Genomic DNA, 15,196 nt, shown 5'->3' on the forward strand with positions numbered 1-15,196 from the left:
TAATACCCTGCCAAAAACTTGGGTTATGTAGTGGTGGATAGTGGTCTCACAAGCCGCTATAATTCGCGCTCGCAAAATCTGAGGTTATTTTATGCACAGCGATATTACCCCTATCCATACCCACAAAAAATATTGGGCCGAATGTTTTGGCACCGCGCCTTTTCTGCCAACCTGCAGAAAAGAGATGGACGCATTGGGTTGGGATAGCTGTGACATTGTCCTAGTCACTGGCGATGCCTATGTCGACCATCCGAGTTTTGGTATGGCGATCATCGGTCGCTTGCTGGAAGCACAAGGCTTTCGCGTGGGCATCATTGCTCAACCACAGTGGCAAGACAAAACCGACTTCATGTCGCTGGGTAAACCAAACCTGTTTTTTGGTGTTACCTCAGGCAACATGGACTCGATGATCAACCGCTACACCTCAGACAAAAAATTACGTCACGATGACGCCTACACGCCAAACAATGAAGGCGGCAAGCGCCCAGACCGCGCCACTCTTGTTTACTCGCAGCGTTGTCGTGAAGCCTATAAAGACGTGCCTATCGTTTTAGGCGGCATTGAAGCTAGCTTACGCCGTGTTGCTCACTACGATTACTGGTCCGACAAAGTGCGTCGCTCTGTTTTGCTTGATGCCAAAGCAGACATTTTGTTGTTTGGTAACGCAGAACGTGCACTGGTGGAAGTGGCGCATCGTTTGGCTGAGGGCGAAGAGATCGCTCAAATGACCAACATTCGTGGCACCGCGGTTAACCTTGCGGCAGAGCCCGAAGGCTACACCATCATCGATTCCTCACGCATCGAGAAGCCACGTAAAGAAGCCTTTATTCCGCCAAATCCATACGAAGTGGAAACGCAGTGTGAAACCAAATCGGAAGAGCCCAAAGCGCAGCCGATCACCATTCGCCCTTCGCGTCACGACGCCGCAACCACGGCGGTGCGTTTGCCAAGTTTCGAGAAGCTACAAAACGACCGCATTCTTTATGCGCACGCCAGCCGTATCCTCCACTTGGAAACCAACCCTTATTCTGGCCGCGCACTGATCCAGCGTCACGGAAACCGCGAGCTTTGGGTAAACCAAGCGCCGATCCCGCTGACCACCGAAGAGATGGATTATGTGTTCGGCTTGCCATATGCGCGCGTTCCGCACCCGAAATATGGTAAGGCGAAGATTCCTGCCTATGACATGATCAAAACCTCAGTCAACATCATGCGTGGCTGTTTTGGTGGCTGTTCATTCTGCTCAATCACCGAGCACGAAGGACGCATCATCCAAAACCGTTCACAAGAGTCGATTTTGACCGAGCTGGCAGAAATCCGCGATAAAGTGCCTGGCTTTACAGGCACCATTTCTGACTTAGGCGGGCCAACGGCCAACATGTATCGTCTCGGTTGTAGCGATCCAAAAGCCGAAGCCAACTGTCGTCGCCCATCGTGTGTCTTCCCAGGTATCTGTCATAAACTCAATACCGATCATAAACACACCATCGACCTTTACCGCGCAGCGCGTCAGGTAGAGGGCGTGAAGAAGGTGATGATCGCCTCGGGCGTTCGTTATGATCTCGCGATTGAATCACCAGAATACGTCAAAGAGCTGGTCACACACCACGTTGGTGGTTACTTGAAAATTGCGCCTGAGCACACCGAAAAGGGCCCTCTCGACCTGATGATGAAGCCGGGTATGGGCACTTACGATCGCTTCAAAGAGATGTTTGATAAGTACAGCCAAGAAGCGGGCAAGAAGCAGTATCTGATCCCTTACTTCATCTCTGCTCACCCGGGCACGACCGATGAAGATATGCTGAACTTGGCACTGTGGCTGAAAAAGAACAATTACGAGTGCGATCAGGTACAGAACTTCTACCCATCGCCGATGTGTAACGCAACATCGATGTATTACTCTGAGACTAACCCGTTGAAGCGCGTTAAGTATAAGCAGCGTGAAGATGTGCCTGTCGCTAAAGGGGAACGTCAGCGTCGTCTGCACAAAGCACTGCTGCGCTACCACGATCCAGCCAACTGGCCGCAAATCCGAGAAGCACTGATCAGCATGGGTAAAAAGTATTTGATCGGTGATAAACCGGGCTGTTTGGTGCCTGCGGAAGATGTGGATGCTCGCACGCCAGCACAGCGTCGTAAATCAGGCCGCCATGGTGCCAACCGTTTTGCTACCAAACACACCAGCACCCAACCGGGTTTCCCAGGTGATAAACAGCGTCAAAATGGCGGAAAACCCGCCAATCCGGGGCAAGCGAAACGCAGTGGCGCCAAAACAGGTGGTCAGAACGTCACAAACAATGGCCAACGTAAGCAAAACCCTCGCGGTGGTAACTCACAACCTCAAGGCTCTCGACCAACCCAGAGTCGACAACGTTAAGCCGATAAAAAAACGCGCGCGAGCGCGTTTTTTTATCCCTAAAATATTCTGGTAAGTTGGACAACTCTTTCCATATCGATATTTTTATCAGTTTATTTTTGCACTTACCCAAATCCTCTCCATACTTTATTCAAAAAGCTTGCTCTTATTGGAGAGAGAATAATGCAACTCAAACTGTCCCACTCTTTATATTTAGGTTTTTCCATTATTGTCGCCACCACTTTGGCACTGGCTTTTATGGTTTGGTCTCTTGTCGACCAATCGGCAACCGTCTCACGAGAAATTGAATCTGATGATGTTCCTGGTGTTCTCGCTTACTTGAACGTACTTGACGAAGTGGGCGATCTGCAAACCAATGCATTGAAGTACATGAATGGGTCAACGGAAGAAGCAGCCGACTTCAAGCAAAATGCTGAAGAATTTAAGCACTATTATTCCATCTTACGTCCTTTGGAATCGAACAAAGCGAGTGACATCGAGAAGATGGATAAAATTTTATCATTAACGAATGACTATGTTGCTCAGGTCACAACCAATGTCTTCGGTAAATACTCTCCAGACCAAGAAAGAATGGCGAGAGATAAAATTGCCATGCTAAACAGAAATGTCGGAGCGCCTTTAGAAACCTTACTCGATACCGCAAAAGAACAAGAGTTTTCCGATGCCTACAACACCACCGATTTAGCGGAATCACTCAACGATGACTTACCCGGCGTGCGCTACTACCTTGAGTTAATCGATGAAGCGGGTGATATGCTTGCCTCACTCAACAGCTATATGATGGGCGAACCTGATGCACAAGCCGCATTTGCCAAGGATGCAAAGTCATTTTCCGAGTATTTGCAAGCACTCAAGCCATTAGAGCAGAAACCCAATGAACTAAGAGATATTAACCAAATAGAACAATACTATTTGGAAATCGTTAAAGTGGCTCAAGAGGTGTTCGATGGTTACAAACCAAGTGATAAGTTTGCAGCAATCGACTTACTAGGGCAATTGAAAAAATCACATATCAATGTCCTTGAAGATATTCTCGATGGCTCTTCTCAAGAAGAAAAAGATGACGCCGTATGGGCACTTGGTGTTTTAAATGACAACATGAATACGATCATAGTCTGGTTAAGTATTAATGTTGTCAGTGTAGTGATCATCGGTGCGTTTGTTGCTTGGTGGCTAACCAACAGCGTCAAAAAGCGGATCAATTTACTCGTGACGAAAGCAAGAGCGATTGCAGCAGGAAATTTATCCACTTCAGCGATTGCAGACAATAACGAAGACGAGTTAGGTGATCTCGCAAGCGCGATTGATGAAATGCAGATTTCGCTGCGCAATGTGATGTCTGATATAGCGTCTGTAGCAACAGAGGTCGCGAGCAACACACAAACCGTTGATGCCATGAGCCGAGAAGTAGCAAGTGGTATTCAAGAGCAAGCAGATAAAGCCACGTTGATCGCAAGTGCCGTTGAAGAGATGACGGTAACGGTTAAACAAGTCGCCGATCAAAGCCAAGAGGCCGCGGCAAGCGCTCGAGTCGCCGGAGAGGAAGCAACCAATGGTGGAAAATTGATGCAAGAAACGGTCAATGGCATGAATAGGATTTCCTCTGTGGTCAACGAAACGGCCGAAACCGTGGATAGCTTAGGTAAACGTGGGGAAGAAATTGGCAATGTGATTAAAGTGATTAACGACATTGCTGAACAAACTAACTTACTCGCGCTGAATGCAGCCATTGAAGCAGCAAGGGCGGGAGATCTTGGCCGCGGGTTTGCAGTCGTGGCGGATGAAGTGCGAGGCCTTGCTGAGCGCACCTCGAAAGCAACCGAAGAAGTGGGTGGTTTAATTACCTCGATTCAACATGAAACGCGCCAAGCGGTGGAACGGATGAGCGAAGGCACGCAACTTGTTGCCGAGGGAGTAAATCTTTCTAACTCTGCCGGGCAGGCTCTCACACAAATCGTTTCTCGAGCACAAGATGTCAACCACATGATTGAAATGATTGCCAACGCGGGCAACGAGCAAGCTACTGCCACCGCAGAAATGTCCCGCGATATCAGCACCATTAGCCAAATCGCAGACAACTCGGTCCGTTCCACTCAGGATGGTGCCAAAGCGGTCAACTTGTTGTACAAAAAAGTCGAAGAGCTTGAAGCCGTGGTTGCGCGCTTTAAACTCTGATTCTGGTTCACGCTAACTAAAAAGGATAAAGGCGCATCCGCGCCTTTATCTTTTTCGTTGTGCCGGTAACTAGTAACTAAATGTTGACCACATTGGGTGTTCGGTTAACGCAATCCACAGTGTGACTACCAGTCTATCCCTGCGGATCTCGTCAATGGAGTCAGGATAGGATTGATCAGTCCATTTGATGCTGCAGCACGTAGGCAATAAAATCGTCTTCAGTCAGTGGCTTGCTGAAGTAGAAGCCTTGAATGCAATCCACTTTTTTTGCTCGTGCATAAGCCAGCTGTTCACGGGTTTCTACCCCTTCGGCAACCACCGGCTTGTTAAGGTTCAACGCCAACGAGACTATCGAGTTAAACACCGTCTGCAGACGACTATCGTTGACCACTTCCGCCACAAATGCGCGATCAATTTTAATTTCATCAAAGCTCAGACGACAAAGATAACTCAAACTGGAAAAGCCGGTGCCAAAGTCATCTATGGAAATACGAAAGCCTAGTGTTTGCAGCTGCTCAAGCACTTGATTGACATAGTTGAAGTTATCTATCAAGGCAGACTCTGTTAACTCCAATTTAATCTGTGCTGGCGAGAGCCCCACTTTATTAATCTCTTGCTGAATTTCGTCAACAAAATCGACATTGAGAATCTCCACCACACTGATGTTGAGGGCAAACACCATCTTCAACGTATCGATACCTTGCTTTTCTAACGTTTTCACCACGCGGCTTAAACGTGACACGTTGAAGCGCGTTAACTGTTCAATCATGCGATTGAACGAGTTCTTCATAAATCTGCGTTACTTCGTAAATGGTGATGCAGTCAGGTAAAACAAATCTCTTCAGCGCCATCAAGCGACTCCCTGCATCTTGATTTCTTAGTCCATTAAAAAGCGCGATACGACGGACAACATCTGTTCTGGACGAAATGGCTTCACCAGCCACGCTTTTGCCCCCGCTTTCTTACATTCTTCCATCAGATATTGCTGCGTCTCGGTAGTGAGCATCACGATGGGCGTAAAACGGTACTTGGTGTGCTGCTTGACTTGTTTGATGAAGTCGATGCCGTTCATGTTTGGCATGTTGACGTCACTAATGATCAGATGGATTCGCTCGCCGTTTAAACGTTCCACCCCTTGCACGCCATCTTTTGCTTCAATGACGCTAAACCCAGCTCCCGTTAGCGCAATACTCACCACTTGTCTGAGTGACTCCGAATCATCGACGATTAAAATGTTTTTCTTCATTTATTTGCCCTGCTCATGAAACACAATGACCTCCCCTCCTTCTGCCCATGCAGAGGATGCGTTTTCGGTTCGATTCGCGATGTCATTGAGACGCTGTTGTAACTCAACGCAGTGTTGCTGCCATTGCTGTTCATTCAATGTCGGTGAAGCGTGTTGATATTGTTCTGAAAGGTCGAGCACCCCTTGCTGGAGTTGATGACAGGTGTCAGCAAACTGCAGCAAGGTAATCAGACGGTTTTGATGTGCTTGTATTTCGTCAATCTGTGTAGGATTTAATGAATAAGGTGGATTTAGCGAAACCAGCGGTGACGTACATTGATTAATTGTTGTTAGTAGCTCAGCCACTGCAATTTCAGAGAGATCGATCGAACGTTTAAGCTGCTGTTGTTGAAATGGGATCATCGAATGCCGTAACCACTGCAGCTGTTTTCCTTCTACGTCATGTTCTTTCCTATCCTGAGCAATCAGTACTGTGATGACCATCGAAGCGATAAGCGCACTCATCGCAGAAAGCAGGTTGAACCCAACCATCAGAGATATCACCAACCAATTTGCCAACGCTATCTTTGCCAACAATTTGAGATGCGCGGTCATAGTCCACCATTAAATTGATATGCTTATAAATAGCCTAGCGTATAAAAACTAGAGTGGCAGAAAATTTGCCTGCGGTGTCGATGGATGAGATGGTTAGGGAGTGCAATAAAGAAAGACTGCGAGATCAACTTAGATGCAAGAGACCTAGCAGCCTTGTCATTGGCGAAAATCAAACCGGTGTGTCGACTGTCGATAATTCCGCGAGTGCGCTTAAGGTTAGTGGCTTGTGGAAAAGGTAGCCCTGCAGACGATCGCAGCCTAACTGATGAAGACGAATCTGTTGTTCCACCGTTTCTACCCCTTCTGCCACCACCGCGATACGATTGGAATGGCCAATCGCCACGATGGTTTTAACCAAGCTTTCGCTTTGCTCGCTACTGAGCATGTTATTGACAAAAGAGCGATCAATTTTGATTTCACTGATAGGTAGAGCGTTGAGATAGCTGAGTGACGAGAAACCTGTGCCGAAATCATCAAGAGAAATGTGAAATCCCAAATGACGGAGTTCCTCTATGATGGGTTTGACATTATCTAGCTCTTCGATAAACACGTTTTCGGTCACTTCTAAGGTGATCAAACGACTATCCATATTAAATTCGCGCGTTACGCAATAGACGTCATTAACAAAGCCTTTCTGAATAAGCTGCTTCGGCGATATGTTAATTGACACCGGCAAGGTCCTACCTGTCATTTTCGATAACCACTTCATGTCAGAACAGGCTTTTCTCAACACAAAATCACCAATAGTCAATATTTGTCCTGAAAGCTCAGCAATACGGATAAACTTCAATGGCGAAACCGAACCTAAATAACCATTTGTCCAACGACACAATGCTTCAACGCTTTCTATTTCCCCAGTTCTAGGGTTCACTTGTGGCTGATAGTAAAGTTCAAGCTCTTCTCGCTCAATCGCGTACTTAAGCTCATCTTCCAACAAGAAATCATACTGAACCTGTTCATTGATGCTCTGGTCATAAAACATCACCTGTCCCTTGTGATGCATCTTCGAGCGGAACAAGACAATATCTGCATTGCCGATCAACTGCTCCGCATTGTCGCCATCTCTTGGATACATGGCGACACCGATACTGCATGAGGTGGACACTAATGCACCGTGCAAAATAAAATGTTCCCTTAACGAACTACGCACGCTTTCCGCCAGAACTTCCGCTTGTTGATGGTTCTCGATATCACCAAAGCAGAAAACAAATTCATCACCACCAAAACGGGCAACACTGTCGGTTGGACGCAATAGGCTACTAAACTTCTCCGCAACTTTAAGTAACAGCTCATCCCCCACTTTATGACCGTGTTGGTCATTGACCTTCTTAAAGTTATCGAGATCGACAAACATGACCGCAAGGTGCTTGCCCGTTTGCTGGCAACGCTTCATCCCCGTGACGATTTGTTCTTCCAGCAATGAACGATTTGGCAATTTGGTGAGTGAATCATGTTTCGCTTGGTACGAAAGCAGCTTCTGACTCTGTTCTAGTTTTTTGAAATCATGACGAATACGCTTCTGATATTGATTAAAACGTTTACCAATGTAGTGACTAACCGCGAGCGAAAGCGAGGCTAGGATAAATGCTAAAAGTAGACACAACGTTAAGATTTTAAACAACTCAGAACGGTTACGTTCTTTTAGTTCTCGAGCCTGTTTCGCTATAAACTTTTCAATTTCTGACAAATAGAGACCACCACCAATCACCCATCCCCATTCAGGCATGAGCTTGACGTAACTCATTTTCTCTCCATCAGCAACCTCTCTAGGAACATAGGCCGAGGTATAACGGACAAAGGCAGCGTTTGGCTGGTCGGTTTGACTCAGTTCATTGAGAAATAGCTGAACGAGATCTGGTTGATTGATGTTGACTAGACTCCGATCGATATGGGCGATCGTTTCCCCCTCTAAATTGAGGACAAAAATATAACCATTGCGATCAAAACGGAACTCAGACAGCCATTGGAGCATGCGTTTTTGAATGTAGGCTTCTACATCAACAACGTATTCCCCTGTACCGATAAACCAATCGTAGGGAGCAAAATGTTTCGCGTAGCCGACTTTTTGAAATTCCTCTTTGCCATAACCTGGCTTTTGAAACCACCAACTTAGGAAGGTCCCGCCATCCGTTGAGGCGCGTATCTTTTTAATCATATCTTGGGCGACAAAACTACCTTGGGCATCTTGCATTCCCAACACGGATGTTTGCTCTAACTCTGGACGTAAAGGGTGCATGATTGCGGTGCCATCCATCCGATAGATGAAATAATAACCTCGCCCTTCGTTGAAACGAACATCCCTTAGTGCGTCCATCACCAGTTGGATAACGTCACTTTGCGGAAGGTCGATGTTGGCATTGTAAATGCTTTGAACAATCTGATACGCCTCCAGAGTCCTCGCTTTGACAGACTCTTTAAGAAGAGGGAGGGCTTGACTACGCTCATATTCAAGCTGTTGGTAAACACTTTCTACTTGCCTAGCCACATCCGCTTTTTGACTGTCGGTAAAGTCCTGTCGCAGAATGTCCACCAGTTGATGTGTTCTAGTATTGTTGCCACTCACAACCATCACCACCAGCACCAACATAAAAATCGTGACAATACCTAGCGGAATGATGCGTATAAGCCGCAGTATTTTTTGATCTGAAATCGAATGCACGTTTCCTAACGCTCCAGCCTTAACGTTGTATGCAATAAGCCGATGAAGTATCCCTATCTCTTTCGTCTTAGTGTTGAGACTTTTTTCTCTAACGCTTAAAATCGCATCGGTTTATTTTCCAACTTATATTTTTTAGTTATTTTCTTTTAAGTCAATAACATCACACGTTATGAATATTGATAACAGTCCTATTACTCAACATTGCTACGCGGGTCATACCTTTTATCTAAAACGCGATGACTTGTTGCATTCTCATTTCACGGGTAATAAGGCCCGAAAATTCATGCAGTTATTATGCATGGATTTACCTCATGTCAATACATTGATCAGTTACGGCTCTGCCCAAGCCAACTCCCTGTATTCCCTCGCAGCACTCGCTCGCATTAAAAAGTGGCAACTCGAGTTTTATGTTGATCATCTTCCTGAATGGCTCATAGAACGCCCACAAGGCAACTATCGCGGTGCATTGGAGCTGGGTGCTAAGATCATCGAAGTCTCTAAGCTTGCGCCAACGTTTCATCCTCGCGACTACATTGATCATGTTCGTAAGCCTGATCCACACTGTTACGTTGTGCCTGAAGGTGGGCGCTTTGCGTTGGCAGAGGAAGGCATTAAACAACTTGCCCTTGAGCTGTTGGCTTGGTCTCGCTTTGAACCCAAGCAACAATTTGCCGTAGCATTACCCTCAGGTACGGGTACGACCGCCTTGTATCTGCACAAGTACCTCAAACCGCATAACATCGATGTTGTCACCTGTGCGTGTGTCGGTGGCGACGAGTACTTAACGTCACAATTTGCCGAACTCGGTGAACCAGATCATCCCACTATTCTTACACCAACAAACAAGCACCATTTTGGAAAACTCTACCAAGCAGACTATGAGATCTGGCAATCGCTGCTCAAGCAGACAGATATCGAATTTGATCTGCTTTATGATCCATTAATGTGGCGCTGCCTTTTGCCTTGGTTAGAACAACATCCAGATAAAACGTTACTCTATGTCCATCAAGGCGGATTGCTTGGCAATGAATCGATGCTGCCTCGTTATCAACGTAAATTCCCACCAAACGGTAATTAAACAGAGATGCCCCTCAAATTACTCACAAATGTTACAAAAATACGCTGTATACTTTACAGCAACTTAACCCCATCTCATTAGGGCATCTCGTTGGCAAAAATATTATTTTCGCAGTGGTTTCCTGGATTTGTCTCACTGAAACAGTACCAGAAAGAGTGGCTAGTCGATGACATTCGCTCAGCCTTTTCCGTTGTTGCCGTCGCGCTTCCCGTTGCGATCGCTTACGCACAATTAACAGGCGTCTCTGCTATTGTGGGACTTTACTCCTGTGTTCTACCTATGCTGGTTTACGCTTTGATGGGCACGTCTAAACAGCTCATTGTCGGCCCTGACGCTGCCACTTGTGCGGTGATTGCAGCGGTGGTGACACCTCTCGCTGCTGGTGACCCGACGAAACACTGGCAATTGGTTATGACCATGACGGCGATGACGGGAATTTGGTGTGTTTTGGCCAGCCGTCTGAAACTTGGCATCCTCGCGGACTTTCTCTCTCGCCCCATTTTGCTCGGCCTGCTCAACGGTGTCGCCTTAACCATTATTGTTGGCCAGTTTGCGAAAGTCGTCGGCTGGAAATATGAGCAGCGTTACCTACTGGAGCGTTTATGGGAAGCGCCCCAGCGTCTCGCAGATTTGCATTGGCCAACGTTACTCCTCAGCCTTGCAACTGTGGTGGTCTACTTACTGACCAAAAAATTCAAGCCAGCATGGCCTGCTGCTATGTTGGCAATTTTGGTTACCACGGCATCAGTATGGTTACTGCGTCTACAAGAAATAGGCGTATCAGTGGTGGGGATCACCCAAGGTGGATTTCCTAACTTTCAAACACCCGAGTTCGATCTCGGCGTCACGCGTGAGTTGGTCGTACCTGCGCTCAACCTCGCCATGGTCAGCTTTGTGAGTATGATGTTGACAGCACGAAGTTTCGCCGCCAAGAATGGCTATGATATCGATGCCGATAAAGAGTTTCGCGCGTTGGGGTTTGCCAATCTCGCTTCCGCATTTTCACAAGGTTTTGCCATCAGTGGCGCGGATTCTCGTACTGCAGTGAACGACGCAAACGGCGGTAAGTCTCAGTTGGTGTCAATCATTGCAGCGATTACCATTGCGATCATCGCAGTGTTTATCTATCAGCCGTTGCAGTTCATTCCTATAGCTTCACTCGGCGTTGTTTTGATTATCGCTTCGCTATCCCTACTGGATTTGAAAGGTATTTGGACGTTACGGAAACGTGATAAAGACGCTTTTTACCTCGCGGCGATCACCTTTGTTTCAGTGTTGGTGGTTGGCGTGATTCCCGGCATTACTTTGGCAGTGCTATTGGGTCTCTTCCAATTTTTGCGTATCGTTATGCGCCCGAGCGATCAACTCCTTGGCCTTGATGAAGAAGGCACCATTCGAACAGTAGACAGCACAGGAAAAGCCTCTCCAATTCCCGGAATGGTGATATATCGTTTCAACTCGCCACTCACCTACTTTAACGCCCCCTATTTCAAGCGTCGTCTTCTTGAGCACACCGAGCACAGCAAAGATATCGGGTGTGTTGTTGTAGACGCGGTATCGAGCTTTACCCACTTGGATTTAAGTGTGATGGCCACACTCTCGGACGTTCATGAAACTTTGAAAAAGCGAGGCATACGTTTAATACTCGCCGGCCGAAAACGAAGCCTTCGTCAATGGTGTGAGGTGTCCGGGATCAGTACCACTGAAGGGGGTATTTTACTGCGTGCCGATATGTACCTTGCGATAAAACTCAGTGGCTGCTATCTCAGTGCTGTAGGTGAAGGACAAGTTCCAAACGTGCAAAGAGAACCCGATCTGGAAGAACCACCTAAACCTATTCCGGAAGTCGCTTAATACAAAGACAAGACTTCCGATTTAACTCACCTTGGCACACAAATGAAAAACCCCAAACACAGTTTGGGGTTCCAGATAAATCGCTATATCAATCAATGCGTTTGGCTTTTCTTCCACACGACGAGCTCTATCCAAATCGCTTCTAGCTCGCTGATTTCCTCTTCAGTCAAAAGCGCCAAGGTTGACGTGGTGTGAGACGCTGCACTTGATTGCAGTGAATAAATTTGCGAATAAAAATCCTTTTTTAATTGCGTCTTAATTGTATCCACTCTGATTACCTATCAGTATCTCGCGATTAATTCATATAATTTTCAAAAATGATAACAGCTTGCATGATAATTGCACAATTAATTGCTTATTATGGAATAATTGTCACATTCTTTTTGTGTGAATATTTCGGATCGAAATAACAAAGAAAATGATCAAAATAACGACAGGAAAGATCCAAAGTAATAATGTACTGCTATTTATTGGCGGATTATATAACACCATATTGCCATATCGGCTGGTCATAAAGTCCACCACTTCTTGATCGCTTTTCCCATCATTTATTTGGCGATACACAATAAAACGCAGATCTCGCGCCACTTGCGCATTCGACTCAAGCAGATTCTGATTCTGGCATTGGGGGCAGCGCAATTCCTTGGATAAACGTATTGCTCTCTCTTGCAGCTCGACACTATGAAACTGAAACAAATCAACGTGATTAGAGCTTGTATTCTCGTTCTGTGCCTGACTAGAGAAAGAGACAAAAGCAATGAATAAGACAATCCATGTCGATAATAACGTTCTATTTAAAATACGTAGCAAAATGTTTATTCCACTGTTTTTGATCTAATTTACCTCGAAATTTGATCATTATTTCCCCATTAGGGTTTATTAAGTAGGTTTCCGGAGTGCCAATCACGCCAAAATCGATTGAGACGATCCCGTTTGGATCATAAATCACCTTGGAATAAGGGTTACCTTCACTTTCCAAATAGTCCAACGCTTCTCGCTTATTATCACGATAATTTAAGCCAATCACGTCAATACCCTGCTGTTTAAGCGACATAATAAACCTATGCTCATCTCGACAAATCCCACACCAAGATGCCCAAACGTTCATCACACGGTATTTTTCGGAAATAAGATCTTGCGTTGTGATCGTATTCGCCGAAAAAAGATCTTTTGCGTCAATATTGGGCAAGGGAATCACAGTGGCAGGCGTTGTGTGACCAGCATTTTGTCGTTCAATGCCCAATACGGCGGTAAACGTAACGATACCGACAATGCTCACCAATACAAGCAACTTAATAACTTTGTTGTTCACAGTAGCGCTCCACCCTAACGCGTTGCTGAACTGGCTGCAATGCAGTGGCCACCGCAGCAACAACCATCAAACCGCCTAGCCAGATCCACCAAATGTAAGCACGGTATTGGATCTTCAACGCATAGGCTTTGGGCCCGACTTTCTCACCCAGAGTCAGGTAGTAATCTCCATGCCAAAAAGACTTGATAGCGGGCTCTGTCATGTTCATAACCCTCACCGGATAATGCCGTCTTTCAGGCAACAATTGAAATTGCCTATCGGCAAGGATGAGTGAGACCGACGCTCGCTCTGCGGTATAGTTTGGTCCAATGGACCAGTCAATACCCTGATAACGAATGGAAAAGCCATCGAACTGATGGTACGAGTTAGGTTCCACACGAACATTTCGTTCAAACGAATGTTGGGCATTCATCATCGCGCCCAGGCACACCAATGCAATACCAATATGAGCAAGCACCATTGGCAGTTTTTGTCGCCTCTTCGTTGGTGGCATAACAAACAATAACCGAAAGTGGCTGGCAATCACCCAGGTCGTAACACACCAGAACAACAAAGTCATTGGCACCCATACCTGCACTTGCAGCACATAGAGCATGGCACCGAGTACAGCGGAGACCACAAACTCCGTCAAAACGCGTTTGCGGCGCTGAAACAGGCCTTGCTGCCATTTTAGTAGCGGCCCCCACCCCATTGCTAGCAGCCCTAAGAGGCTTAATGGCGCAATCATCGTATTGAAATACGGAGCGCCCACTGAGATGCTCCCAAGCCGCAGCAGCTCATAAATCATTGGGTAGAAGGTGCCAAGGAACACGGTACTGGTTGCGATCAGTAACAATCCCATCGCCACCAGCGTAAGGTATTGGCGACTTAGCCAATGGGTAATGCCTTTAGCGCGAATGCGATCACTTTTGAGGATCAATAACGCAAAAGTGAGTAAAAAAATGAACGCCATGACCAGCAAAAGAACAATACCTTTGGTTGGATCCACGGCAAACGCATGTACCGATGTCAAAATCCCCGAGCGGACAATAAAAGTACCGAGAACACTGAAACCGAAGGTCAAAAACGCGAGCATATAGCTGGATTTATTGACCCCACCTTGCCGCTTTGATTGAACAAGTGTGTGTAACAAGGCGGTTGCTGTTAACCAAGGTAGCAAAGAGGCATTTTCAACCGGATCCCAGAACCACCAACCTCCCCAGCCTAGTTCATTGTATGCCCACCAAGAGCCGACAATAATGCCTAAGGTGAGAAAGCCCCACGCAACCATCGCCCAGTCACGGCCTGCCTGAAACCAATGATGGATGGCCGATGGCTGTAACAACGCCGCTACGCCCAACGCTAGGATAGAAGCGAAACCGACATAACCAAGGTACAGTAGAGGAGGATGCAAAATGAGCCCAACATCTTGCAACATTGGGTTGAGATCGCGTCCATCACTGGCCAGTGATGGCGCGTACTCGAATGGGTTCGAGGTTAACAGAGTAAACCAGGCGAAAATGGCGGTAAGCACGAGCATTACCGCAATATAATCCGCTTTATACTGCGATGAGAACTCATCACGAGATCGAATCAAGCAAGCCCACAAACTTAAGGTGACGACCCAAAACAGCATCGAGCCTTGATGTCCTCCCCAACTTGCCGCAATTTTAAAGATCACGGGTAATTGGCTGTTGGAATGGCTTGCCACATAAGCCAATGCGAAATCATCGGCAACAAAAGCAAGAATCAGATACAACAAGGAAAAAGCAGAGCTGAGCGCCACTAAATACCCACAACCCAACATTAATGCGAGGGGTGTTTGCTTCGATAACAGTCGATTCATGGCATGCAATATCACTGCGAAGCTACTGCCGACTGCCGCAAAAATCAGGCAAATTAGGCCCAGTTCTGCCTCCATC

Annotated in this window: 12 protein-coding genes; 4 read left to right on the forward strand and 8 right to left on the reverse strand. The window is 46.5% G+C overall.

Annotated elements, in window-relative coordinates; all coding sequences use genetic code 11:
- The first annotated feature begins 91 nt into the window (after positions 1–91).
- A complete protein-coding gene (locus tag LZU85_RS09525) occupies positions 92–2,377 on the forward strand; it encodes a YgiQ family radical SAM protein (protein WP_237286949.1) in 2,286 nt (761 codons plus the stop codon).
- Between the two features lie 162 nt (positions 2,378–2,539).
- Positions 2,540–4,552, forward strand: a complete 2,013-nt coding sequence (locus LZU85_RS09530) for a methyl-accepting chemotaxis protein (protein WP_237286950.1) — start codon at positions 2,540–2,542, stop codon at positions 4,550–4,552.
- Positions 4,553–4,727: 175 nt separating this feature from the next.
- On the opposite strand, the gene LZU85_RS09535 is transcribed toward LZU85_RS09530, so the two are convergent.
- The 4 genes from LZU85_RS09535 to LZU85_RS09550 form a co-directional block, all read right to left on the reverse strand.
- Positions 4,728–5,342 carry an EAL domain-containing protein gene (locus LZU85_RS09535; protein WP_237286951.1) on the reverse strand — a complete coding sequence of 205 codons (615 nt, stop codon included), beginning with the start codon at positions 5,340–5,342 and terminating at the stop codon, positions 4,728–4,730.
- Between the two features lie 87 nt (positions 5,343–5,429).
- Positions 5,430–5,798, reverse strand: a complete 369-nt coding sequence (locus LZU85_RS09540) for a response regulator (RefSeq protein ID WP_176297221.1) — start codon at positions 5,796–5,798, stop codon at positions 5,430–5,432.
- Positions 5,799–6,392, reverse strand: coding sequence for a hypothetical protein (locus tag LZU85_RS09545; protein ID WP_237286952.1), 594 nt, complete (start codon positions 6,390–6,392; stop codon positions 5,799–5,801).
- A gap of 169 nt (positions 6,393–6,561) precedes the next feature.
- Positions 6,562–9,051, reverse strand: a complete 2,490-nt coding sequence (locus LZU85_RS09550; protein WP_237286953.1) for a bifunctional diguanylate cyclase/phosphodiesterase — start codon at positions 9,049–9,051, stop codon at positions 6,562–6,564.
- 169 nt (positions 9,052–9,220) lie between these two features.
- On the opposite strand from LZU85_RS09550, the gene LZU85_RS09555 reads away from it, so the two are divergent.
- Both LZU85_RS09555 and LZU85_RS09560 read left to right on the forward strand, forming a co-directional pair.
- Positions 9,221–10,129 carry a 1-aminocyclopropane-1-carboxylate deaminase/D-cysteine desulfhydrase gene (locus LZU85_RS09555; RefSeq protein WP_176297219.1) on the forward strand — a complete coding sequence of 303 codons (909 nt, stop codon included), beginning with the start codon at positions 9,221–9,223 and terminating at the stop codon, positions 10,127–10,129.
- 90 nt (positions 10,130–10,219) lie between these two features.
- Complete coding sequence (locus LZU85_RS09560; RefSeq protein WP_237286954.1) at positions 10,220–11,983, forward strand: SulP family inorganic anion transporter; 1,764 nt, start codon at positions 10,220–10,222, stop codon at positions 11,981–11,983.
- Positions 11,984–12,075: 92 nt separating this feature from the next.
- Here LZU85_RS09560 and LZU85_RS09565 read toward each other — a convergent pair whose 3' ends face one another.
- The 4 genes from LZU85_RS09565 to LZU85_RS09580 form a co-directional block, all read right to left on the reverse strand.
- The gene (locus LZU85_RS09565) at positions 12,076–12,252 is read right to left on the reverse strand and encodes a hypothetical protein (RefSeq protein WP_176297217.1); all 177 of its coding nucleotides are present in this window, start codon (positions 12,250–12,252) and stop codon (positions 12,076–12,078) included.
- A gap of 103 nt (positions 12,253–12,355) precedes the next feature.
- Entirely contained in the window at positions 12,356–12,793 is a 438-nt protein-coding gene (gene nrfF / locus LZU85_RS09570) for a heme lyase NrfEFG subunit NrfF (RefSeq protein WP_176297216.1), read from the reverse strand.
- On the reverse strand, positions 12,774–13,295 hold the full coding sequence (locus tag LZU85_RS09575; RefSeq protein WP_237286955.1) for a DsbE family thiol:disulfide interchange protein: 522 nt from the start codon (positions 13,293–13,295) through the stop codon (positions 12,774–12,776). The genes nrfF and LZU85_RS09575 overlap by 20 nt, the downstream gene beginning before the upstream one ends.
- Positions 13,276–15,195 carry a heme lyase CcmF/NrfE family subunit gene (locus LZU85_RS09580; protein WP_237286956.1) on the reverse strand — a complete coding sequence of 640 codons (1,920 nt, stop codon included), beginning with the start codon at positions 15,193–15,195 and terminating at the stop codon, positions 13,276–13,278. Before LZU85_RS09580 ends, LZU85_RS09575 begins: the two co-directional genes overlap by 20 nt.
- Position 15,196: the final 1 nt, after the last annotated feature.

Source organism: Vibrio floridensis (genome assembly GCF_021852965.1).
GTDB classification, from domain to species: Bacteria; Pseudomonadota; Gammaproteobacteria; order Enterobacterales; family Vibrionaceae; genus Vibrio; species Vibrio floridensis.